Genomic DNA, 24,622 nt, shown 5'->3' on the forward strand with positions numbered 1-24,622 from the left:
AAATATTATCTGCTACAAAAAAAGTAAAAGATGCAAACAGTACTCAGAGCAGGAATAATGGTGATGCTGCTGGCAATAGGGATGCGCGGAGTGGCGCAACAGAACATACAGTTCAGCCAGTACGTGTTCAACGGGTTAAGCATAAATCCTGCCTATGCAGGCTATAAGGAAGACCTGTATGTGAACACCGTATACCGCCATCAGTGGGCCGGATTTCCCGGCGCGCCCCGTACAGGCGGCGTGTCGGTAGACGGAGTAACGCCTGCCAGTGATAACAAGGTGGGACTGGGGCTGCAAATGTTGTTTGATAAACTGGGCCCGCAGGATGCTTTGTCACTGTATGGTTCGTACTCCTACCGGATTCCGCTGGACGATGAAGATACGCGCCGGCTTTGCATCGGGTTAGGCGGTGGCGTTACCCAGTATTCTATTGACGGTAACGCGCTGCAATACACCGATAACGACGATTCCGCCATACCCCTGGGTAAAAAGAGTGTGTGGGTGCCGGATGCCCGCTTCGGGGTTTATTACTATACTCCCCGCTTTTATGCAGGTGCTTCCATCATGGACCTGTTTTCTCTCTATACTGATGCTACCCGTTACAGCTGGAAAGGAAACAATTATTCTACTATCCGTAAAACACAGCACCTGTATATTACTACAGGTGCTATGTTCCCGCTGGGCGATAACTTACAGCTGAAGCCTTCTATTCTTATCAAAGAAGATTTTAAAGGACCTACTAACGTAGACATCAATGCCTTTTTGCTGATCGGCGAAAAGCTGTGGGCCGGCGCATCCTATCGTACGGGTGTGGGTTTGTGGAACAAAACCGGTTTGCAGAAAGACCTGAGTGAACTGGATGCGGCCAGCGTGATGGTGGAATTCTATGCTACAGAAAATCTCCGCATCGGGTATTCCTACGATCTGAGTATTAATAAAATGGCAGGTTACCAGGGTGGATCGCATGAAATATCATTAGGCTTCTTAATCCCTTCGAAAAATTTCACTGTAAGGAATCCCAGGTATTTTTAACTCTTAGTTACTACCCGTATGATACGTTGCACTATAATTATTATTCCGCTGTTTTTGATTGCCTCCAACCTGTACAGCCAGGAGCAGAAAAGCTTGTCGCAGTTGGCTGATGCAGCTTATGCAAGACAGGAGTATGCAGAGGCAGGAGCGCTTTATAACAGGATTGCCCGTAACAAGGGAAGTAAGATGCCGGTAAATGAGCTGATGAAGATGGCTCATAGTTACCAGGAGATCGGTTACTTTAAGGAAGCTTCGGATGTATACAAGGAGATCACGGGCCGTCCCGACCGTCCTGCAGCGGTTTATTTTGCGTATGGAGAAGCGCTCCGGCAACTGGAGCAATATGAGGAAGCAAAGCAGCAGTATGCGTTGTTCACCACCTCCAATGCGGACAGTCTTAAATTAAAAGACATTGCGCTGCAGGGTTGCGACAGTGCTGTTGTATGGCGTAAACAGGGCGTTCCGGTGCAGTTAAAACCGGTTAAGGAACTGAACACCCAGGGCTCCGACCTGGTAAGCGGGGTAGTACAGAAAGGATTGCTGCTGATGTCAAACGGATACCGCACGATGGCGCTTAATAATGGTTCGCAGTCAAAACCACCTATCGATAAACGCACTGAACAACCTTATTATAAAGCATACGTTTACCAGCAATACACCGGTAGCAATACCGATATGTACCTGGAAGAACTGGCGCCTGCATTGTTAGGTAAATACGATTATCATATTGGCCCGGTATGTCTTAACAGCACAGAAGATACCCTCTATGCCACTATCAACATACAGGGCAAGGGTGTACCTGTTACCGGCAAAGGACTCGTAAATGGTGTCCGCCAGTTGCAGATCTATCAATCTGTAAAAAAAGATGGTAAATGGGGAACACCGGTACTGATGCCCGGCATCAACGTAACCGGATATTCTTCCAGTCATGCGGTGCTTAGCACCGGTGGCGATGTACTCTATTTTGTATCAGACCGCCCGGGTGGTTTGGGGCAAACAGATCTCTGGTACTCGGAGAAGCAGGCAGACGGCTCCTGGGGCGCGCCGCTTAACTGTGGCAGCCAGGTGAACACAGTAGCAGCAGAAACCTTTCCCACCGTTAACGAAGACGGTATCCTTTACTTCTCCAGCAGGGGCTATGCAGGAATGGGCGGCTACGACATTTACCGCGTGAAAGGAGGGAAGTCCAGCTGGGAAACACCCGAGAACATGAAAGTGCCGTTCAACTCCGGCGCCGATGATCTGGGACTGATCCTGAAACGTAATGGCTATGAAGGTTACCTGGCTTCCAACAAACCGGGCAGCATGGGTAAGGATGATATTTATTACTTCTCTGATCCCGATTACTTTAGCCGGATTAACCGCAGGGAGAACCCGGCGCCGGTGACAACAGATCCTGCTACCACACCACAGCCACCTGTAACAAGCGGGCAGCCAGGTTTGGTAACGAGAAAGCATACTGCGGAAGAAGAAACAGATAAACAGCAGCTGGAAGAACTGAAGTTCCTCTATGATTATAACAGCGCATCCCTGCTCACTGAATCCCGCAGGATCCTGGACCAGGTGGCAGCGGTGCTGAAGCGTCATCCCGACTGGAAGATCGTGATTTCATCCTTTACTGATAACCGTGGCTCTGATCAGTATAATACCGATCTGTCGGCGTTACGTTGTTATGCAGTAATAGATTACCTCGTTAATAAGGGCCTCGATCCGAAACGCCTCTACTACAGCAATAAAGGGGAAAGCAACCCTGTGAACGGTTGTAAAGATGGTGTGCCATGTAAAGAAGAGGATTATAAACAGAACAGGCGTTCTGAACTGAAAGTAAAATGGTAGGCATAGGGTTATAATACAGTGTACAGAAGGCGCCTAAAGAGGGTGCCTTCTGTTTTTACAGACTTTTATCAGGTATACTCCAAACAAATCACGGCCTTCTTCATCTGATCATCATAAAACAAATAGATCTGATCAGCGGCATTTTCCTGGAAATTATATCCTTCCATACAGGCTATATAGTTGAAAATACTTCCATCTGCCTTAACAGGCTTATCTATCAGGTTGGTGCCGGCGTATTCGCATTCATCGAGCGGGAGATTAGCTACATTAACTTCATCTATTACGCCATTGATTTTTTTACTTATACTTTCTGCGAAGTAATCTGAAGGTTCATCCTTGTGTATATCTTCTGCAGTAAGTTTCAGCAGTCTTTCTAATTTCCTGATTCCATCTACCGTTAAACCGGGTCTGTAGAAATCCCGGTCATACAGTTTTCCGAACTTTTTATAGTACGACTTCTTTAATTGGTACATTGCCTCATTAAAATTATACTGGATCTCTTCATCGCTATACTCCAGGTGATAATTTTCCGGCAAAATTTCAGTGGAAACGGTAAAGTATTCCCAATCCGCGTCAAACTTATATTTGCCATCTATGATATCAAACCCGAACATATCACACCTGGTGTAATCTGTGTGAAACGAGGTAGTGTTTTCACCTACCCGGCCGTCATATATCTCTTTTACAGAAACAAAATGTAACCACTGATCTTTGTCTTGCGAAAAGAATTTCAGGTTGATAGAACATAATGGCAGGAAGTATTTCCTGTGATTTTCCAAATCATCATAGAAAACATCCTGATATTCCGGAAATATTTTAATGAAGTTACCTGGTATTTCCATTCCTGTTGAGTTTTGTTTGAACGGATAAAGGTAGTATTTTACCTGCCGGTTATCATGTTAAGTGAATATTATAATTATACATTCCCAAATAAACTGAATTTATCTGATTAAACATGAAATCATAGCGCCCGCAACCATGTTACGTTCGTTTGTTCAATACTTCTGGACATTGAAAGTAGAACGGAGTACGACGAATGAATCGCCGATACGGACATTTGTAGACGATTCTTCCGGGATAGTTATGGAGTTTGCATTGGACCCCGAAGGATATTTTCCAAAGAGAACAATGGTATACGGACAAACGACCACACCAACAGAAAACAGGGACAATCCTTCGTTTTTAGCATTGGGCGTGCTTTTACACCCCGCTGCCATCCATGAATTATTTGGAATGAATGCCCATGAACTGACCAATCAAAAAATTCAGTTAGATGAATTCTCACGGACATCTTTTACAGATATTATTTCATCTAAAAAAAGCATACCGGATATCATACAGGTTTTGTCAGCATATTTTGCGGCAAAGATAGCTGATGTAAAAGGGCAGGACACATTTATCAGGCATTGTATACAGCATATAAAGAACCGGGTGGAAATGGTTACTGTTAAGGAGTTGTGTGATTGTTATAATATCTCAGAAAGACAACTGGAAAGAAAATTCCTGACAACTATCGGTGTTACACCCAGGCATTACATCAAAACAATCCGCTTCAAAAAAGCCCTCACACTGATAGCAGGCAAATCTTTCAATAAGCTCTCTGATATTGCTTACCAGTTAAATTATTTTGACCAGGCACATTTTATCAGGCAAACAAAAGACCTTTCAGGTTTAAACCCGAAATTATTGCAAAGCCAAATGAACATAAAGGTGGCAAATATTATCCTGTAGCATTAACCGATTGTCGGAAACTTACAATTTTCAGCAGCAGATAGTAGATATTTTCGTGAGCGGAAACATCGAAACCTAAACAGGAAAAGTAAGACGATATCATGTACTGCTGCAAAATCATTTTGATCATCATAAGTCTATTGGGCTTATCAAATGGATCGTGTAACCCAATGAAACAACAACCTAATGATACTTTTATATTGGTGCATGGCGGATTTCACGGCGCCTGGTGCTGGGATAAGCTAAAGCCTTTTATGGAAGAGAAAGGCTTCGTGGTAATTACTCCCGACTATACAGGCAATGGAAAAGAGTTTCATTCGTATACAACGCGGATTGGCGCTTTGCTTGAAAAGCAACAGCAGCCCGTAATTATACTCGGTCATAGTTCAGGAGGAATGGTGATTACAGAATTGGCAAAGAAATATCCGGATAAGATAAAAGGACTGATCTATCTATCGGCCTTCCTGTTACCGGAGGGCATGTCTCCGCCGGAAATCATGCAGGACGATACCATCTCTCTTATGCAGTCATCTTTGATTATAGACAAAAGCAATGCTACCGTGAGGGTGAACAAAGAGAAAGCAAAGCAGTTGTTTTATGCTGACTGTGAAGACCCGGTAGCACAGTGGGCCATCAGCAAATTAACCCCGGAACCTGTAAAACCCGCGGGGAACAAGGAGAATAGCCGGACGGATACATCGCCTGAACAACCCATCCGGAGATTTTATATTGAAACCCTGCAGGATAAAGCCCTGGGTATTACCAGCCAAAGGCGCATGCAGTATCTTTTACCTTGCGAAAAGGTGTATACGCTCACCAGCGGGCATTCCCCCTTTTTATCACAACCCGGTAAACTTGCGGCAGTACTGGCAGACATCAGTACCTTACTTAACTCCCCGGCGCCGTGAAGCTACCTGTCACCTGCATCTGCCATGCTTCGGACCTGCGTATCCCATGCGTCATCTATACTGTTAGCATGCACTCCTGATGGACTCCTAATGCACTCCCCATGCACTATGAATGCACTATGCATAAACCGGTGCGACGTATTCCGGCAAAAAGCGGCAAAAAGCGGTAAAAGCGGCAGCTTTGTTTTTACGCATGCAGGGTAGTGGATACTTTCGCCTGGTACGTTTGTGTAATCAACAGGCGGAGCTTAACAGGCATAGCTATCTAAACTGCCTATCTTTTAACGAAAACATTTTAACGATGAGTAAACAGGACGGATTGTTGCAATTTAATGGCGCAATCGAAAATCTATCTTTTTATAAAACCAAACGTGGTTATGTAGTCAGAAAGCGATCCGGCGTATCCGGGGCGCGGATATCGGCTGATCCTGCATTCCAGCGTAGCAGGGAAAACAGCATGGAATTTGGCCGGGCTGGCCGGGCAGGAAAATTGCTTCGTTCCGCTTTCCGTTATATGATCAGGAATGCTGCCGATAGTGGAATTACACCCCGCCTCCTCAGGGAGTTCCTGAAGGTGATAAAAGCCGATGTAACCAGTGAGCGGGGATATCGCAACGTGATGAATGGCGACATAAAGATCATGGAAAAATTTGAGTTCAATACGGAGAGGGGGATGAGCACTTCTTTTTATGCGCCTTTAACGGCAACCATTGATCGTGTTACCGGGGAAGGAACTATTGTAATACCGCCATTCTATCCGGCAAGGGAGGTACAGTCGCCCCGTGGCGCTACGCATGTAATCATTACCTGTGGCTTTAGCGCGATTGATTTTGAGGAAGCGCAGTATGAAAGCGACGAAGTAAGCAGTGAGGCGTTGGTACTGGATAGCCACCTTACCGAACCACTCACGCTTACCGCCAGCGTTTCACCGGGCAGTCCCTTTCCCTTGTTCCTGGCGTTTAGCGTTGAGTTTGTGCAGATGGTAAACGAACGGCCGTACCGGCTGTCGGACGGGGCATACAATGCTATGAAGATGCTGGTGGCCGACTCACTTTATCAGTAGAATGCTTCCTTTGAATTCAAATTTCTCCCCGTTCTCGCAGATGGTTTGCATGTAATAAATGTAGCTTCCAAAAGCGGCTTCCTGATTGTTGATCCGGCCATCCCAACCGGCGGCAGGGGTATTGATCTGGAAATGAATATTTTCAAAGATGAGTTTCCCCCAGCGGTCATAAATACGCAGGTACCCGATTTCCTTTACGCCTTTTCCCTTAGGATAGATGCGATCGTTTTGTCCATCCTGGTTGGGCGTAAATGCGTTAGGCATGTAAATGGCAGATTGATTGCACAGGATGTGTATGGTAACGTCGTCTTTTGCTTTGCAGCCATAGCGGTTTTCCACTTCCACGGCGTAGGTGGTGGTAAGATTGGGTATCACCTGTATGCTGCCACAGCCGGGGCAGTTGAGGTCCTGTGATGGCGACCATTTGTAGCTGACCACATCGTTGCTGGCGGAGGCCGTGAGCTGTACGGGTGTGCCGGCAGGAACGTTCCGGTCGGGGCCAGTGTTTACTAACGGGTACGGTGCTACGATTACCTGCAGGGATGTTTTATCAGAGAAGCATCCTTTGCTGTCATAGCCTGTTACCGCGTAGGTATAGTTACCTGTGTTAGTAAGCGTAGCAGTGGTAACGCCTTCATTAGGATTTGCCAGCCCGGTGCCTTCCCATTTGTAATAGTCAGCGCCGGAAGCATATAACGGCAGCACTGCACCCTGGCACAGGGAGGTATCCGGTGAAGCCATTACCTTAAACGGTTGGATTACCTGCAGCGTTAACTGGTCGGTATTGATACATCCGTTGCTGTCTGTTACTTTCACATGATAGGTGGTATTGGTATCAGGACTAGCCGACGGGTTTGCGATCAGCGGGTTGCTGAGTCCTGTAACCGGCGTCCATTCATAGCTGGCGCCACCGGTAGCCTGTAACAGGGTAGTATTATGCAAACAGATAAATTCACTCATAGAGGTGGCTTTTGCATCGGGCAAAGGCAGTACGTTTAAGAGGTGATGGGCCGTATCAGTACATCCATCTTTATTGGTAACAACAAGGGATATATCTGCCGGACCAGGCTGGGAGAATACCTGTTGCGGAGGCTTACTTCCGGCTGGTTTTTCCCCGTTAGGGAAGTTCCATTCCCAGGTAAGACCATTGTCGTTCGCAGCGCTGCCACTAAAGCCGGCGGGTGAGGATACACATACTTTATCGGGGCCTGCAATAATGGCTTCCGGTTTAGTATATACGTTCACGTTAGTAGTTACCGTTTGTTTACAACCATAAGCGGTGGTGGTGGTAAAACTAAAGTCATATTTACCCGGTGCAGGAATATAAAAAGAAGGAGTAGCTGTTGTTTCGTTGGATGCTACCAGTGAGGGATTGAAGTCCCATTTATAGGTAGCTGGTTTGCCTAACTGGTCAATAGAGAAGCTGTTGAATACAGGATTGAACGTAACGGTTCCTTTACCGCAAAGAATAGCTGGTACTGGTGTTAACTGCACATCCAGTTTATCAATAACGATGGGGTTGCGGAGAAGGGCGCTGCCTCTGCAACCGGCGGCATCAGTCAGCAGTAGTCTCGGCTGATAAATGCCAGGCGTTTTAAAGACGTGTTTCACTACGTTGTCGGTGGTATGAAGAATAATGCCGTCCGTAAAATCCCAGCTGAAATCCTGCGAACCCTTGCTGACAACATTAAACTGAATTTCCTTTTCCAGGCATCCGCCGTCTGAACTGGCTATTATAGCGGCATAGGGGCCTTTTACTTCTATGGTATCAATGTATTTGTCTGTTACACCTGCTTCTCCCTGTGCGGTTAGGATCACCTCGTAAAGTCCCGGTTCCGTGTAGGTATGTACAGGATTGGCTTCAATGGAAGTAGTGCCGTCGCCAAAGCTCCAATAGCTGGAAGTATAGCTGAGAGAAGTATTGGTAAAGAAGAAGATCATAGGTGCGCAACTGCCACCATTTGCAAAGCGGGAGCTATAGGTAAAGTCGGCGCCAACGCTGGATACCCTTACCTGTTTTTTGGCACTGTCTTCACAACCATTATTATCCTGCACGCGCAGTACTACCTGGTGGGCGCCTGGCAGGGTGTAGTTGTTTGTTACTGTTCCGGTGGCAGTAGAAGTATGGCCATCTCCAAAACTCCAGTTCACACTGGTGATAGCGCCACCGGTTTCGCTGGATTTGTTGTAGAAGTATACATCTGTGCCTGGTTTAACAAGATAGCTGCTGGCATCGAATACGGCCTGAGGGCCTTTTACCTGGAGGGTATTATCATAGCCATAGCTTACACAACCTTCTTTGTCAGTCACCTTCATCATAGGGTTATAATTTCCCGGTTGTTTGTAGGTGTGCCGGAAAGGTCCTTTGGTAAAGGTTTCTACGGGAGTGCCATCTCCGAAATCCCATTGCCACTCACTAATACCTGCGCTGTAAGTGGTATTGGTCATGTCAGTGAAACTCAGTTCGCTGCCCGCGCATTTGGCGGCAGGCAGTTTAAAGGCAGCAACGGGGCCCCGTACATTTACAGGAACGATGTTACTGAGATCTATACATCCCTGCAGGTTTTCGGCTGATAGTTGTATGAGTTGTTTGCCGGGAGAAAGATTTTTGTAGATGAATGTTTGCTGGTCGTCAGGATCGCTCTGATCGATGCCACCAGCCAGCCATTTGTAGCCGGAAGATTTATAGATAGCCGGGTTGTAGCTGGTGATGGCGGCGCCCAGCACATCGTTGCTGCACAGCGTACTTTTATCGGTGCTGATCACCACAGGCGACGGAGCAATCACTGTTACCGTTAGTCCTTCATGCGTGGTACAGTGACTGTCTTTCGTAGTAAGTGCCACCTGGTAAGTGCCGCTGCCGGGAAAAACGTGCGTTAAAGTTGCGGTAGGTACGGTATAGGCGGTATCGGTACCATCGCCCCAGGACCATTGCCAGGATTCCGCCCCGATGGAATGATCTTCAAAAACAATGGTGGTGCGTTTGTTACAGTCGACCGGCCGGATCGAATACCGGGGGAATGGATTGGTAGCGGTAATGTATTTCTCTTTAACAATGGTATCGTAACAGGTATGATTACCTACTATCAGCTGTACGGTATACGTTCCCGGTAGCTGGTAGCTATACGTAGTGTTTTTACCGGTGCCGGTGGCTCCATCTCCAAAATCCCATCGCCAGCTGTCGCCAATATCCGACTGGTCTTTGAATGCAGCCGGGTTATTACCGCAGATTTCCGGAGCGTCCGGTGAATAGAATTCAGGAACAGGCTTTTTATATACTTCTACCTTATTCACTGTTTCTACCTTTCCCGTACAGCCGTTGACGGTAGTATAGGTCAGGTAAACGGTGTAGATGCCCGCATTATTATATTGATGTACAGGCGCTGCTAACGCAGATACCGGGCTACCATCGCCGAAGTCCCATTGATAGGTTTTAATAACGTCTGCATTGTTAACCACCGCGCCAAAGGTGGTTATTAATCCTTCGCAACCGCTCCTGTTTTTTCCATCTGCCGTTATTTTTACCGGGGCTATATCAAAGCTGCTGTTGGTAGTAGCTGCGCAGCCATCTTTGCTGGTGGTTACCAGGGTAGCGGTGTAGTTGCCGGCTGTAGTATAGCTATGTGCGGGATGTTGCGCGGTAGAAGTTTGCCCGTCGCCAAAGTCCCATTGCCAGGCAGCGGCAGCAGGAGCATTGTCCGTGAACGTGGCGGTAGCGGGCATGTTACAAAAAAGAGGTATCATCACGCTGATACTGGAGGTGGGAGATGGTTTTATATCCAGTTTTTTTTCTACCACCTCCACACATTTACCATAGGTAGCGGTTAGTTTAACATTTAACGAACCGGTAGCAGGAGGGGTGTAGATAGTGGTATTGTCCGCGTTGTTCAAAGCTGGTTGCCCGTTTATTTCCCAGGCTACTTTGAGCTGATCTGTAGTAGCAAATACGCCGCCGTAAGTGCCGGGTGTGTTGGCACAAACGGGGGCTGGAAAGGTAAAGTTGGTAGTATAGGCGGCCACGTTAATATCGGCTGCTTTTTTGACCGAGGTACAATGCATTTCATTGGTTACTGTCAGCGTAATAGCGTGGAGCCCTTTGCTGGTAAAGGTATGCGTGCCGGGATCTTTTAAAGAAGATGTGCTGCCGTCGTCAAAAGCCCAGTTGTAAACGAGGGTACCTGGTCCGGTGGAAGTATTGGTGAGCTGCACGGTGGCAGGGGCGCTGCAGAATATTTTTTCGGGTACGGAAAAACCGGCTACAATGGGAGGGGCTACCTTTACCATGGTATCCACTAATTTGAAGCTGGTGCATTGATAGCTGTTGGTAACGATGAGTGTTACCGGGTATTTCCCGGCCTGCTGATAAGTATGCGTACTGGTGCTGCCGGTGCCGGTGGTGCCATCTCCGTAATCCCAGGTATAGGTAAGGAGAGTGCCGCTTACCGGGTCTGATTTATCTGTGAAGGTGGTTTGTAAAGGTGCGCAGCCGGTTACGTTGGTGGCTGTGAAATCCACTTTAGGTCTGGATCTTACGGTAATAAATCCTGTTTTGGTGATGGTAGCTGATTGTCCGGCTGCATCTTTTACCGTGAGGGATACCGTATATACGCCGGGTTTGACATAGGTAGCCCCCGGGTGCTGTTCAGTAGAGGTATAACCGTTACCGAAGTCCCATTGCCAGGATATAGGCTGGCCTGTTGATTTATCACTAAATGTTGTTAGTAGCAGTTCACAATCGCTGGTTGATGATGCATTGAAGTCTGCTTTAATTTGTGCCTTTGCTCCCGAGAAAATAAAACAATCCGCTAATAGCAAAATAAGTAGTGATGGACCCAATTTAAGCTTTGCCAGGCTAAAAAGGTTCATTCATGGATACGTTATGTACCATGAATTTACGCTATTAATAGTAATGTGCAATAGTTATTTTATCTTCATAAACTAATGCGTAGAAACTACACTATATCTCCATTGGGCGACCGGGCTGTAATCATTGAATGGGAACAACAGATCAGTGAGGATATTCACCGCCGGGTAATGCAGGCATTCCGGCAGTTGCAGGAGCTGCATAAACCATACATCCTGGATCTTATTCCGGCCTATGCTTCCTTAACAGTTGTATACGATGCGGTGGTGTTGTACAGGGAGCTGCATGGCAACGCCGGTGAAAAGATCAGGGAGCTGATCTCGGCAACGCTGGAGGAGACAGCCATAACTGCTGCCGCTCCGCCCCGCCGGTTGGAGATCCCTGTATGCTATCACCCTTCCCTGGGCCCCGACCTGCATGCGATGGCGGAAAGCAAAAACGTATCCCCGGAGCATATCATAGCACTGCATACGGCACAAACGTACACCGTATACATGCTGGGTTTCCTGCCCGGCTTTCCCTATATGGGCAAAGTGCATGACCAGCTGGTAACGCCCCGGTTAAAGCAACCCCGGCTCAGGGTACCCGCAGGAAGTGTGGGTATTGCCGGTGCGCAAACCGGTATTTATCCGCAGGAATCGCCTGGAGGCTGGAATATTATTGGCCGCACGCCCCTGCGGTTATTTGATGCCGGTGCGGAAACTCCCTGCTATTGTGGCCCCGGCGATGAGGTGAGATTTATGCCCGTATCGCTGGAAGCTTTCCGGGAGATGACCCATTATATTTGACATTTTAAGATCCAAAAACATTGATACAGGTAGTACAACAAGGATTGCTGGATACTATCCAGGATGCAGGACGATACGGTTACCAACACCTGGGTATTAATCCCGGTGGCGCTATGGATCGTGTGGCGCTTGCAGTAGCCAACAGCCTGGTAGGCAACGACCTCACCGAAGCGGCTATTGAACTGCATTTTCCCGCATCGGCTTTCCTGTTTGATGCAGATGCCATGATCGCCTTATCCGGCGCTGATTTTGGCGCTATCGTCAATGGTCAGCCCCTGGACATTAACAGGCCCGTACTGGTAAATAAGCAAACGGTATTGCGTTTCAGCAAGCCTGTTTCCGGTGCGCGGTGCTACCTGGCGATACGGGGCGGGCTGGCACTTACGCCCTGGCTGGGAAGCCACAGCACCCATTTAAAGGCCGGCGCCGGCGGCTTGGATGGCCGCCCGCTGAAAAAGAATGATCACCTTCAGCTCCGGCAGGATAATATTTCCCCTTTATGGTTCCGGGGCAGGGAAGTGGTACCGTTACGGTGGACCGCCGATGTAAGTCACCTGTACACTACAAAAGATATTATACGTACGCTGCCTGGGAGTCAATGGAGCCTGTTACGGGAAGACGCCCGCCAGCAATTTATCAGTGCTGCCTTTTCGTTAACGGAACAAAGCGACCGGATGGGCTTCCGCCTGAGCGGTCCGCCGCTGGCTACACAACCACGGGAGGAACAGCTATCGGCCGGCATCACCAGGGGCACTATACAGCTGCTGCCCGACGGGCAACTCATTATACTGATGGCAGACCATCAAACCACCGGCGGGTATGCCCGGCTGGCGCATGTGATTACCGCGGATATGCCTTCTCTTTCCCAACGTATGCCGTACCAGGAGATTCATTTTAGCATGACGGATGAAAAAACGGCATCTGCCCTGTTGTGGAAACAGGAGCAGGACTTGCTCTTTCTTCAAAATGCCTGTAAATTACGACTGGAGGAATGGCTGCAACAACAGCCTGTTTAATCATCATCATTATGCATTATATAGATCTTAACTGCGACATGGGAGAGGGCCTGGACAACGATGCCGCCATTATGCCTTTTATCAGCAGCGCCAATATTGCCTGTGGCTATCATGCCGGCGATCATGATACGATGTTGCGTACGGCCACGCTGGCACTTGAAAATAAGGTAGCTATCGGCGCTCATCCAGGCTTTGCAGATAAAGAGAATTTTGGCAGAACGGAGCAGCAGCTTTCAGATCATGCATTATATGAATTGATCACCACACAACTATACGCCATGCAACTGGTTTGCAAATCGCTGCATACCACGATGAGGCATGTAAAGCCTCATGGCGCATTATACAACATGGCCGCTAAATCGCCGGCTATGGCCCGCGTGATTGTTAAAGCCGTAAAAGATGTGGATTCCCGGCTTTGCTTTTTCGGACTCAGTAACAGCTGGCTTATCACGGCTGCCAGGGAAGCCGGGTTAAAAACAGCCAGCGAAGTATTTGCCGACAGAACCTACCAGGATGATGGTGCACTTACTCCCCGCACACAACCCAATGCGCTCATTGAAAAAGAGGAGCAGGCGATTGCACAGGTGCTGCAAATGGTTACTGAACAAAAGGTAACTACCGTTAACGGGCATACGATTCCGATAACGGCGGAAACGATTTGTCTTCACGGCGATGGCGCGCACGCCGTAACATATGCGCGCGCTATTAATAACGCATTACATCATCACCAACTAACCATACAACGGCCTTGAGCAAACAAAAATCTTCCGTGCTGCTGGGTGCAGCGTTCCTCATGGCTACTTCCGCCATTGGTCCGGGTTTCCTTACACAAACAACCGTATTCACGCAGCAACTGGCAGCGTCTTTTGGTTTTGTAATATTGATATCAGTGTTGCTGGATATTGGTGCACAGCTGAATATCTGGCGTGTACTTACCGTTTCCGGGTACCGCGCGCAGGATCTTGCAAACGCGTTGTTGCCGGGCCTGGGTTATATGCTGGCCGCTTTGGTGGTAACAGGCGGACTGGCCTTTAACATCGCCAACATCGGCGGCTGCGGACTGGGGTTACAGGTACTCACCGGCATGGACACGGTTTATGGCGCGTTGCTGAGTTGTGGGATTGCGCTGTTTATTTTCTGGATGAAAGAGGCGGGTCATGTACTGGATCAGTTTACACGATGGCTGGGCATCCTGATGGTGCTGCTTACTCTGTACGTTGCCGTGAGTTCACATCCACCGGTATTGCAGGCAGTACAACAAAGCGTATGGCCCGCGGTGATTGATACAAAGGCTATTGTAACGCTTGTTGGCGGAACCGTTGGCGGCTACATCAGTTTTGCCGGCGCGCACCGCCTGCTGGACGCCGGTATCAGCGGAACAACGCAAATCCGCTTTGTTAACCGCAGTGCAGTAAGCGGTATTGTTATCACAGCTATCATGCGCGTGCTGTTGTTCCTGGCAGCGTTGGGCATTATTACACAGGGCGCGGTACTCGACAGCGGTAATCCGCCTGCATCTGTATTCCGGATAGCAGCAGGGGAAATCGGTTACCGTTTCTTTGGTATTGTGATGTGGAGCGCTGCCATTACTTCTGTAGTAGGAGCAGCTTATACTTCCGTTTCTTTCCTGAAAACATTTCATCCTTTTATTGCCGCCAACGAGCGTTGGTTTATCAGTGTTTTTATACTTTTCTCCACCGTTGTTTTTGTAATAGCCGGCAACCCCGTACAACTGTTGCTGATGGCAGGGGCGCTCAATGGGCTCATATTGCCGGTAGCCCTGGCAGTGGTGCTGGTGGCGGCTGGCAGCACACGATTGCTGCAGCATTACCGGCATCCTGTATGGATGCAGCTGGCAGGGTGGTTAGTGGTGCTTATAATGGGATATCTTGGCGGGATTACGATTGCGGCGTGGGTGAAGTGAGGGGAGTAGATAAGTTGGCTCACAGTTGAATTGATAATTGGAATTATATAATTTCAAAATTATCAAAAGTGATTTGGACATTCGTAAAAATATATTATTTTGTATTGTACTTTCTTTATACCTTATATGCTGAGCCTATAAATAGTATTGTGTCAGAAAGTTGTTTTGAATATTAATGAGAACCCGTTCCTTACCGTTCGGAACTATACCTGGAAATGTAATGTGTTGCCCGCAAGAGTTATAACCCGGACTTTCCCAGTTTTTTTGGTGTATAAAGGTTTTGTTTGAGGACTTTTTGTGCGATGTTATACCCGCCTTTATACCCTGATTTCAGGCTAACGTGTTACCTGAAAAGTAAATTGAATCTTAATGTCATTATTATAATATAATTCAATCCCTATGATCAAAGTTATCTTCAGTTTTTCAGTTTTGTTATGTGTATGGTTGCCTGTAAAAGCCCAAACAGATACATTCAGTACATTGAATTTCCCCAACACTTATGCCAATACGATCACTACAGGGCTCTATAGTGCCAACTTCAGGTCTGGTTTTATTTACCAGAGCAGTGCCTCCATCAACTTTGGTCTGACCGGTTTAAAGGCCAGTAATTTCCGGTTCCGCTGGTTGGCTCACGACAACGGGGCAATAGATTATTCAGCCGATACAGACCAGTTAATGTTCCTGGATGGCAATGGCAACCTGAATCTGAAAGGGGCGCTCACTGCCAATGGTAACATTGGGATAGGTATGGCGCCCACTGCAGACAAGCTGGCGATAGATATGGGTGCCACAAGGGGAGGCGTAAACTTTTTGAGCGATGGGGACGCCAACGCTTACATGGATTTAAAATTCACCGTAAAAACTGCCACCGGTATTGCAACTGGTAAACCCCTGCTCTGGGAAGCGTCTTTAAGGAAGGACGGTTATTTTAGTGCAGATGTCAGCGGGCCTACACTGGAGTTTTATGCAGTGAGACAAGGTACGGGTTATTATGCGCCGTTGCTGTTCAAATCGAACGGAGACATTATCCTGGCCGGCGCTCAGAATGCCACCAATGGAAATGTAGGCATTGGTACCACCGATACGAAGGGATACAAATTAGCGGTGAATGGCGACGCTATTTTTACCAGGATAAAGGTAAAGGCAAATACCGCCTGGCCCGACTTTGTGTTTGCACCTGGTTATGATTTGCCTGCTTTGTCTGAAGTAAATGCCTTTATTAAGGAGCATAAACACTTGCCGGATATGCCTTCGGAAAAAGAGGTGAAAGCGGAGGGACTGGATTTGGGAGAGATGAATAAAAAGTTATTGCAGAAAGTGGAGGAGTTGACACTCTATATTCTTAAACAGGATGCACAGTTAAAGCGGCATGAGCAGGAAATACAGCAACTGAAATCATCCGTTAAAAAGCGTTAACCGGAGAAACATCCTATTGCCTTAGATAAAAAATCCCTTTTATGATCTTTTCTCAGAAATCCCTTTTTTCTTCTCTTTGTTTGTTGCTGGTGATATCTGTTCATGCACAGGTACAAAAGGAAAAAGTACAGAACATAATACCCTCAAGCCCAACAGCAGCTTCTTTAGGTAAATATGGCGAGATCCCCGTAGGTAACTATACGGGGATTCCCCAGATAAACATACCTATCTATGAAATAAAGCAGGGTACAGTGAATTGTAAAATTGGGTTGTCATATCATGGTGGTGGTATTAAGGTAGAGGAGCTTGCTTCCTGGGTTGGATTGGGATGGAGTTTGCAATCAGGCGGTGTGATCACCCGCAACTTTAGGGGTTTACCCGATGAATCTCAATCTTATTTTGATCCTGCCAATGATCCTACCAATGCCAGTCAAAGTTTTTTAATAGGAGTGGCAGATGGTTCGAAGGATGGAGAAAGTGACATGTATACTTTTTCATTTGGAGAGTTTAATGGCTCATTCTTTTATGAACGGTCAAGGACCATACGCGCCGTACCACTCAACAATATAAAAGTAAGTAAGATAGCATCCGGATGGCAATTAACTGATATTGATGGTAATGATTACTTTTTTGAGGCGACCGAGTATACACAGGTAGTGAAACATTGCCAGAGCGGGAGCGCTAGTTCCTCACAGGATATATTTAATTCTTCTCCTACGGCCTGGTATTTGACGCTTATAGTAAGTGCAGATAAGGCAGATAGTATTCAATTTGAATATGAACATTTCACCACGAATTATAGTCTGAATCCCGTTGAAACAAGGTATCAGTTATTGTGGAGCGGGGGCCCTGGTACAGGCGTCTGCAGTTCATCAAATGATCTTTGCAAGTCTGTTAATTACATTAATGGAAAAAGATTAAAGAAAATAAAATTCAGGAATGGATATATCAACTTCATCGCCAATACCAGTAGAGAAGATGTAATTGGTGACAAGCGGCTTGATTTTGTAGAGATCTATAACGCAAACGACATACTCTATAAAAAATATCAATTTAATTATGGCTATTTTCAGGCATCCGAAAGTTGTGATGTTATTGAGAATTCAAAGCGGTTGAGACTAGACTCTTTATCAGAAGTGTCTTCTACAGGCAGGATCCCACCACACATTTTTTCGTATGAGTATGGGGTGCTCCCATGCAGGTTAAGCTTGGCAGTAGATGAATGGGGATACTACAATGGGGCATCTTCCAACACCAGTTTAATTCCTCCCTACACTTATCAAATATCTGATGGCAGCTATGCCATATACCCTGGTGCAGATAGAAATGTAAATCCAACTTACACAAAAGCAGGTACTCTAAATAAAATCACCTATCCGACCGGAGGCGCAAGCATTTTTGAGTATGAAAATAATATGATCTGGAAAGAAGGAGAGTATTCAAATACGGTGTCAAATTCAGCATACGTGGTGCTTGCACCTCCCCAGCAAAATTATGTAAAGAACTTCACCATTAATTTGCCACCGAGTAATCTGAATGTCTGGTTAGGAGGTGTGATAGCTACTATCAATGTAGATAAGGTAGTAGACATAAACGCAAGTGGAACTACCGCCAACGCTTATTTTCAAAAACTAGATGCCGGTGGTAACGTAGTTTCTACTCTGGTTTTGGAGCAGGGGGAAGTAACCAATTACTATATTGCGAATGGAAGTTACCGGTTAGTGGTGGACTTACCATTTCCGATATCTCCTGGAGATCCTTCTTTAAATCCCGGTTTTCATGTAGCGCTTAGTTGGATTGAACCTGATTTTAACAGCACGAGTCATTTTCTGGTTGGAGGATTAAGAATCAAGAGAATATCGGACGTCGCGGTTAATAATGTACAGATTAATGTTCGCAACTACACCTATAATGATAGCAGTAATCATTCGAGTGGTGCCGTTCTTTCTGGTAATAAATATATTTATAATCTCACTTCTATCAAGAAGGAGATTAATCCGCTAACTGGTGCGGAAAGCCGAATTAATTGTGAATTCTTGGTACGACAGGTATATACAAACCTTCCGCTTACAGCAACATCTGGATCGCATATCGGATATCGATCAGTTAAGGTGACAGAAACCGCGAAAGGCTATTCCACTTTTGAATATACCAATCCTGCTACAAACCCGGATGAGCTGCTGGATTTTTTCCCCTATGCATCTCCTATTGGTCATGGTTGGGAAAGAGGGCTACTGGTAAAACAAGCCGACTACCCGGAAGGACAGACAACTCCTGTTTATGTAAAAAGGAATGTTTATAACTCCATATTATCAGGACAATATTCAACAGCACTTACAGCAGGTTATGATTACATATCGGAATTTGCCGAAGCGCCCGTTACACCGAAAAGAATAGTCTATTCCAATTTTTCTGAATTTCAATTTCTGCAATCCAGTTATGATACCTTGTTTGATAGAACCAATCACGCTTCCTACGTTGCAAAGAAAGTTACGTATAGCTATAATCCCGTAGGTTTCCAGGTTTCCAGCATAACCAGTAGTAATAGTAAGGGAGAAGAGATTATTACAGCGTATAAGTATCCAAATGATTATAACAATACTGCTATGCTTGGAAATATAGACATATTGAAACAGAAGAACATCATTTCCCCGGTGATACAGGAAACCGTAACGCGGAATGGGAAGCTGGTGGGTGGAAGCATTAAAAGTTATGATGCAAATGGCAAGCTACTGGAAAGGTATGGATTTGACTCGCCAGTGGCGGTTACAATGCCGGCTTTTAATCCTGCCAATATAAACCCCGCAGCAAACCTGTTTAAACTGGATGAACAGATTTCCTATGATGCTTTAACCAAAAGACTTAATCAAATAAAACCTCTCAATGATGCGGCTGTTGTTTACTTATGGGGATACCAGGCTGCCTTCCCTGTTGCAAAAATTACAGGCAGCGATTACAATACTGTTAAACAACTGATCAATCAAAGCATCCTGGACAATCCTGCCAGTGATCAGCAGCTCAGAGATGAATTGAACAAGATCAGGACTGCGCTGGCCGGTAAAGGATTGGTCACTACCTATACTTACCTGCCATTGAGGGGGATCAGCAGTGAAACGGATCCTGCCGGTAAAACTACCTACTACGAATATGATAGCTTCGGCCTGCTGAAGCTGATAAAGGATAAGGATGGCAGAATTCTGAAACAATATGACTACCAGTATCAGAAACCGATTACTCAATAATTGTTAATCCTGTCGAAAACAGACTATATGCATAATAATATTGCTTTTTATACCGGAAAAGGATGTTTGACTATGCTGTTGGTAGGAGCTGTGAATATGCTGTGCGCTCAAAATGTTCCCAATGGCAGTACCCGGCCTGTGGCTACCCCCGTAACAGCGCCATTAGCGTATACAAATACGGCGATTAATTATATTCGTACATGGGAGCCCGTTATGCCTGCTACCGACACTGCGGTAGTAACATCTACTTCGCGTACAGTGAAGGAGGTCAGGCAAAATACGCAGTATTTCGACGGCCTGGGCAGACCTTTGCAAACGGTGAGTAGAGGCGCCAGCAGCTCCGGTAAAGACCTGGTAACATCAACTTTGTATGATGAATTTGGGAGGGAGCAATTCAAATACCTGCCCTATGCGCAACAGAGTGGTAATACCAGCGATGGTAAGTTCAAAACAGACCCCTTTAACAGCCAGAAAGCTTTTTATCAGAATGCTACGCTGAATCCTGGCGCTGTTGGTGAAAGTGTATATTATAACAGGATTGATTTCGAACCATCTCCGCTGGACAGAGAGCTTAAAACCTATGCTCCCGGCAATACCTGGGCAAAGAATGATGTTGCTACCGTAGAACGGGGAGGAAACAGACCTGTAGAACAACAATACCTGATGAATATAGCTGCTGATGGCGTTCGCATCTGGGATATGCCGGCTACCGGCGGCATTATTCCTACCAGTGCCACTAATCGTGTTTATGCAGCAGGAGAATTATATAAGAATGTAACCAGGGATGAGCGAGGCGCGCGTGTTGTGGAGTTCAGGGATAAAGAAGATCATGTAGTACTGAAAAAGGCAGAACTTACCGGAGGGGCTGCAGACGGGCATAATGGCTGGCTTTGTACCTACTATATTTATGACGACCTGGGTTACCTGCGCTGTGTTATTCCTCCCAAGGCAGTGGAGCTTATCAAAAGCAGTTGGGTAATAGATGCTGTTACGGCCAGGGAGCTTTGCTTTTTTTACCGCTATGATGGCCGCAGCCGCATGATCATTAAGAAAATGCCCGGAGCTGATTCTACAGAAATGGTATATGATGTAAGAGACAGACTGGTATTTACCAGGGATGGTAACCTGAAAGCGCAAAATCAGTGGTTGGTTACTTTTTATGATAATTTGAACCGCCCTGCTATGACAGCCCTTTACAATTCAGCTTCCACCAGGGAGACCTTACAAATTAGCATGAATACAGCAACTTCTGGTACCCAAACCATTACCCATAACATTCCTGAAATGGCCGATCTGGTGATTGCTTACCATGATGGCCGCCCTCGGTATATAGCCCGTACCAGTATCACTTTTGAAAATGGTTTTGATACAGGAACCAGCGAAATACAGGCCGAGATCAACCCTGTTGCTAACCAGGATACTTTTAGCATAGTAGCTACCAATCCTTTACCGAATATAACCGTCAGCGCCTTAATACCGCTGACTTATACTTTTTATGATAATTATAATTATATGGGTAAACACGCCGCAGAAAGCGGCGACTTCAATAAACCCCAGGCAGGTAGCAACCTTTATGCAGAACCGGTTACTGCTATCAGCAGTATGACAAATGGTTTCGTGACAGGCACAAAAGAAAGGGTATTAGGTACCGATAAATGGCTTACAACTACTACTTATTACAACGATAAAGGAAGAGTAGTACAAAGCATCTCAGACAATATAGCGGAAGGTAAAGACGTCCTCACTAACCTCTATGACTTCAGTGGTAAACAACTTAGTGTTTATCAGCGCCATAAAAACCTCCGTAGTGGTACTACTCCCCAAACTACCCTGCGCGCCATGTTCTCTTATGATGCAGCCGGCCGGTTAGATTCTCTGAAGAATAGGGTGAATGATGTAGACAGCCTGCAAAGAACCATTTCATTAAATAGCTATGATGAACTGGGGCAATTAAAAACAAAGCGATTAGGTGTAACAGGAGCTACTACTCAAATGGAAACGCTCAATTATGAATATAATATAAGAGGTTGGTTAATGGCTGTTAATAAAGGGTTTGTAAATACAGCAGGCAATACCGCCAATTGGTTTGGTCAGGAATTGAGTTATGATTATGGTTTTGCAACCAATCAATACAATAGTAACATAGCAGGTATAAAATGGAAAAGTAAAAGCGACAACATATCCCGTGCTTACGGTTATAACTATGATCTCACCAATCGTTTGACAGTAGCTGATTTTACTCAACAGAACAGTGGCAGCACCGAATGGAAAAAGGACCAGAAGGACTTTTCAGTGAGCGGGCTTACTTATGATGCCAACGGGAATATTCAGTCCATGACGCAACGTGGTATGAATGGAACAGCTCTTCAAACGATCGATAGTCTGAAATATGGCTATGGGGTTAACAGCAACAAATTATCATTTGTTACAGACAAAACTAATAACAGTCAAAGCCAATTGGGCGATTTTAAGGAGGTCAATAACAACGAAACACAAGACTACTGGTATGACAGCAGCGGGAATGTGATTAAAGACCTGAATAAGAACATTGTCTTTATTCACTATAATCACCTGAACCTGCCGGATAGTATTGCTCTCACGGGAAAAGGCATTGTAAAATATCAGTATGATGCTACCGGTCGTAAGTTAAGAAAGATTGTGACAGATAATACAATGGTTCCTGCTAAAATTACGACTACAGACTATATTAGTGGTTTGGTATATCAGAATGATTCTCTGCAATTTGTTAGCCATAATGAAGGCCGCATCCGTACGGTGTTTAAAACCGGACAGCCCGTGAATTTTAAATATGATTACTTTGTAAAAGATTATCTGGGTAATGTAAGAGTCATACTAACAGAGCAATCGGATTTCAGCATGTATGCCGCCACAATGGAAGCGGAGAATACGGCTAAAGAAACAGCCTTGTTCAGCAATGTAGAGGAAACGCGTGCTGCTAAACCAGTTGGTTATCCGCAGGATAACACCACAGATAAAAACGCCTTTGTAGCCAAACTAAACGCAAAGGACGGTGGCCGGAAAATTGGTCCGTCCATTGTGCTAAGGGTAATGGCCGGCGATAGCATACAAATAGGTGCACGGGCCTTTTACAAATCTACAGGTCCCAAAGACAAAGGATCAACAGCACCTGTTGAAGACATGATAGCTGGTTTGGTACAGGCTTTTGGAGGCCAGTCGTCATCTGCAGGGAACACCCATGCCGCCGCACAGGACGGAAACCTGAATCCCTTTGCCGGTAATTTTAATGGTAACGACTATCAGCGATTAAAGGAAAAAGATCCCAACCAAAGTAAACAGGATAAACCCAAAGCCTATCTGAATTTTGTATTGTTTGATGATAACTTTAACTTGGTAGGGGAGAACAGTGGTGTCCGGCAGGTAAAAGGAGAGCCGGATGAGTTGCAAACCCTGGCGGTGGATAAGATGCCGGTACAGAAAAGTGGTTTCCTGTATGTATATACCAGCAATGAAACACAACAGGACGTGTTCTTTGACAATGTAACAGTGTTAAGTATGCCGGGTCCATTGCTGGAAGAGACACATTATTATCCGTTTGGGCTCACCATGAGTGGGATTAGTTCGAGTGCGTTGAAAGGGGCAAATTATACGGAGAACCGGATGAAATATAACGGGAAGGAGTTACAAAGTAAAGAATTTGGAGATGGTAGCGGGGTGGAATGGTATGATTATGGGGCCAGGATGTATGATGCGCAAATAGGAAGATGGCATGTGTTAGATCCGTTATCAGAAGAAATGAGAAGGCACTCGCCCTACAATTATGCTTTTGATAATCCGATTAGATTTATTGATCCGGATGGTATGGGGCCAACAGACATTATTGTCAATGGGTCAAAAAGTCAACAGGATGAATATCTCCGGATGTTAAAATCAACCACTGGGAATAATTATTCATTGGATGAATCTAATAAGCTGAAAAATAATGGAGCCGCAAATGATTGTAATGGTTATAAATCGACGGAATTGGCGTCAATTATTGATAAAGGAATTAGTTCTGCTAATAAATATGAAATTTCATTAACAGGAGGGGAGTCAGATGATAAGAATGTGTTTATAGATAGCTATACAGAAGGTAAGGTGGACGTTTCTGATCTTATGACAATAGAAAGTGCCGACGTTTCCTTGCTAGGGGCTGCTATAGGACATTTTTTAGCAGAAATTCAAAACAGTGGAGATTATTCAAATAAGGAGGGGAGAGCAGGCAACTTTGATGCGGCCCACAAACCAGCATTAGCTACCGAAGGTAAAATATTGAGTGAGCTAAGACCTGGAATCAATAGTTCTTCCAGAGTTGATATTCCTTCCCAACCGAACAACGGTTATCAAAAAGTAACCTATTCGTATGATGGGGGCAAAGCCCAATATGAATTTCAACAGGGAGCCACATCAGTATCGGTTCCAAAGGTAATTGAATTAGGAGGTGTTAAAATAAATGCGACAGAAACAACCGTAACTCCAACGGGAGAATTAAAATCCGTAAAAAAAGTAAAATGAGAACAATTATTTCATGTGTTATACTATTCGTCAACTACTTAACTTGTAGTGCGCAAGTGCAGGTCAAACTTGTGGAGTATGAATATATTCGCTTTTCGTATACACAAACGTGCAATAAAAGTTTTATAAATAAAGCTATGGTTTTTAGAAAAGGGAATGATAGTATTACTATAAACCAGAAGCTTCCTTTCAACTTTGACAAGAAAGAAATCTTTGACAATGGCATTTTTTATAGTTGTAATATAGAAGTTGGCAACACATATACTCTT

The 24,622-nt window shown here is 45.6% G+C and carries 14 protein-coding genes; 12 read left to right on the forward strand and 2 right to left on the reverse strand.

Annotated elements, in window-relative coordinates; translation table 11 throughout:
• Positions 1 to 30: 30 nt before the first annotated feature.
• Both V7S65_RS06230 and V7S65_RS06235 read left to right on the forward strand, forming a co-directional pair.
• A complete protein-coding gene (locus V7S65_RS06230; protein ID WP_079467689.1) occupies positions 31 to 1,032 on the forward strand; it encodes a PorP/SprF family type IX secretion system membrane protein in 1,002 nt (333 codons plus the stop codon).
• Between the two features lie 18 nt (positions 1,033 to 1,050).
• Positions 1,051 to 2,868, forward strand: coding sequence for an OmpA family protein (locus V7S65_RS06235; RefSeq protein ID WP_336388843.1), 1,818 nt, complete (start codon positions 1,051 to 1,053; stop codon positions 2,866 to 2,868).
• Between the two features lie 68 nt (positions 2,869 to 2,936).
• Here the strand turns inward: V7S65_RS06235 and V7S65_RS06240 are convergent, their stop codons facing one another.
• A complete protein-coding gene (locus V7S65_RS06240; protein ID WP_336388842.1) occupies positions 2,937 to 3,710 on the reverse strand; it encodes a hypothetical protein in 774 nt (257 codons plus the stop codon).
• Between the two features lie 121 nt (positions 3,711 to 3,831).
• Here V7S65_RS06240 and V7S65_RS06245 point away from each other — a divergent pair, with 121 nt between their 5' ends.
• The 3 genes from V7S65_RS06245 (at position 3,832) to V7S65_RS06255 (ending at position 6,570) form a co-directional block, all read left to right on the forward strand.
• Positions 3,832 to 4,599 (forward strand): helix-turn-helix domain-containing protein, encoded by a 768-nt coding sequence (locus tag V7S65_RS06245; RefSeq protein WP_339545660.1) that lies wholly within the window; start codon positions 3,832 to 3,834, stop codon positions 4,597 to 4,599.
• Between the two features lie 170 nt (positions 4,600 to 4,769).
• On the forward strand, positions 4,770 to 5,507 hold the full coding sequence (locus tag V7S65_RS06250) for an alpha/beta fold hydrolase (protein WP_336388841.1): 738 nt from the start codon (positions 4,770 to 4,772) through the stop codon (positions 5,505 to 5,507).
• Positions 5,508 to 5,808: 301 nt separating this feature from the next.
• Complete coding sequence (locus V7S65_RS06255) at positions 5,809 to 6,570, forward strand: hypothetical protein (RefSeq protein ID WP_336388840.1); 762 nt, start codon at positions 5,809 to 5,811, stop codon at positions 6,568 to 6,570.
• On the opposite strand, the gene V7S65_RS06260 is transcribed toward V7S65_RS06255, so the two are convergent.
• The gene (locus tag V7S65_RS06260; RefSeq protein WP_336388839.1) at positions 6,556 to 11,385 is read right to left on the reverse strand and encodes a PKD domain-containing protein; all 4,830 of its coding nucleotides are present in this window, start codon (positions 11,383 to 11,385) and stop codon (positions 6,556 to 6,558) included. The two genes, V7S65_RS06255 and V7S65_RS06260, sit on opposite strands and share 15 nt — an antisense overlap.
• A 126-nt stretch (positions 11,386 to 11,511) precedes the next feature.
• Between V7S65_RS06260 and pxpB the strand changes: the two genes are divergently transcribed.
• The 7 genes from pxpB to V7S65_RS06295 all read left to right on the forward strand — a co-directional run bounded on the left by pxpB (position 11,512) and on the right by V7S65_RS06295 (position 24,353).
• Positions 11,512 to 12,222 (forward strand): 5-oxoprolinase subunit PxpB, encoded by a 711-nt coding sequence (gene pxpB, locus V7S65_RS06265; protein ID WP_336388838.1) that lies wholly within the window; start codon positions 11,512 to 11,514, stop codon positions 12,220 to 12,222.
• A 20-nt stretch (positions 12,223 to 12,242) separates the two neighbouring features.
• A complete protein-coding gene (locus tag V7S65_RS06270) occupies positions 12,243 to 13,238 on the forward strand; it encodes a 5-oxoprolinase subunit C family protein (RefSeq protein ID WP_336388837.1) in 996 nt (331 codons plus the stop codon).
• Positions 13,214 to 13,990, forward strand: a complete 777-nt coding sequence (locus V7S65_RS06275) for a 5-oxoprolinase subunit PxpA (RefSeq protein WP_336388836.1) — start codon at positions 13,214 to 13,216, stop codon at positions 13,988 to 13,990. Before V7S65_RS06270 ends, V7S65_RS06275 begins: the two co-directional genes overlap by 25 nt.
• Positions 13,987 to 15,162: an NRAMP family divalent metal transporter gene (locus V7S65_RS06280; protein ID WP_336388835.1), complete on the forward strand. Its 1,176-nt coding sequence runs from the start codon at positions 13,987 to 13,989 to the stop codon at positions 15,160 to 15,162. The genes V7S65_RS06275 and V7S65_RS06280 overlap by 4 nt, the downstream gene beginning before the upstream one ends.
• Positions 15,163 to 15,561: 399 nt before the next feature.
• Positions 15,562 to 16,578 (forward strand): hypothetical protein, encoded by a 1,017-nt coding sequence (locus V7S65_RS06285; protein WP_336388834.1) that lies wholly within the window; start codon positions 15,562 to 15,564, stop codon positions 16,576 to 16,578.
• Between the two features lie 41 nt (positions 16,579 to 16,619).
• The gene (locus tag V7S65_RS06290) at positions 16,620 to 19,820 is read left to right on the forward strand and encodes a hypothetical protein (RefSeq protein ID WP_336388833.1); all 3,201 of its coding nucleotides are present in this window, start codon (positions 16,620 to 16,622) and stop codon (positions 19,818 to 19,820) included.
• Between the two features lie 27 nt (positions 19,821 to 19,847).
• A complete protein-coding gene (locus V7S65_RS06295) occupies positions 19,848 to 24,353 on the forward strand; it encodes a DUF6443 domain-containing protein (RefSeq protein ID WP_336388832.1) in 4,506 nt (1,501 codons plus the stop codon).
• Positions 24,354 to 24,622 lie beyond the last annotated feature (269 nt).

Origin of the sequence: Chitinophaga sp. CCNWYY40 (genome assembly GCF_037483205.1) — a bacterium.
Classification (GTDB): domain Bacteria; phylum Bacteroidota; class Bacteroidia; order Chitinophagales; family Chitinophagaceae; genus Chitinophaga; species Chitinophaga ginsengisegetis.

Excerpts from the sequence above, each read along its gene's own strand:
- V7S65_RS06230 (WP_079467689.1), top strand. The coding sequence starts at position 31 with ATGCAAACAGTACTCAGAGCAGGAATAATGGTGATGCTGCTGGCAATA.
- V7S65_RS06235 (WP_336388843.1), top strand. The coding sequence starts at position 1,051 with ATGATACGTTGCACTATAATTATTATTCCGCTGTTTTTGATTGCCTCC.
- V7S65_RS06240 (WP_336388842.1), bottom strand. The coding sequence starts at position 3,710 with ATGGAAATACCAGGTAACTTCATTAAAATATTTCCGGAATATCAGGAT.
- V7S65_RS06250 (WP_336388841.1), top strand. The coding sequence starts at position 4,770 with ATGAAACAACAACCTAATGATACTTTTATATTGGTGCATGGCGGATTT.
- V7S65_RS06255 (WP_336388840.1), top strand. The coding sequence starts at position 5,809 with ATGAGTAAACAGGACGGATTGTTGCAATTTAATGGCGCAATCGAAAAT.
- pxpB (WP_336388838.1), top strand. The coding sequence starts at position 11,512 with ATGCGTAGAAACTACACTATATCTCCATTGGGCGACCGGGCTGTAATC.
- V7S65_RS06275 (WP_336388836.1), top strand. The coding sequence starts at position 13,214 with ATGGCTGCAACAACAGCCTGTTTAATCATCATCATTATGCATTATATA.
- V7S65_RS06285 (WP_336388834.1), top strand. The coding sequence starts at position 15,562 with ATGATCAAAGTTATCTTCAGTTTTTCAGTTTTGTTATGTGTATGGTTG.
- V7S65_RS06290 (WP_336388833.1), top strand. The coding sequence starts at position 16,620 with ATGATCTTTTCTCAGAAATCCCTTTTTTCTTCTCTTTGTTTGTTGCTG.
- V7S65_RS06295 (WP_336388832.1), top strand. The coding sequence starts at position 19,848 with ATGCATAATAATATTGCTTTTTATACCGGAAAAGGATGTTTGACTATG.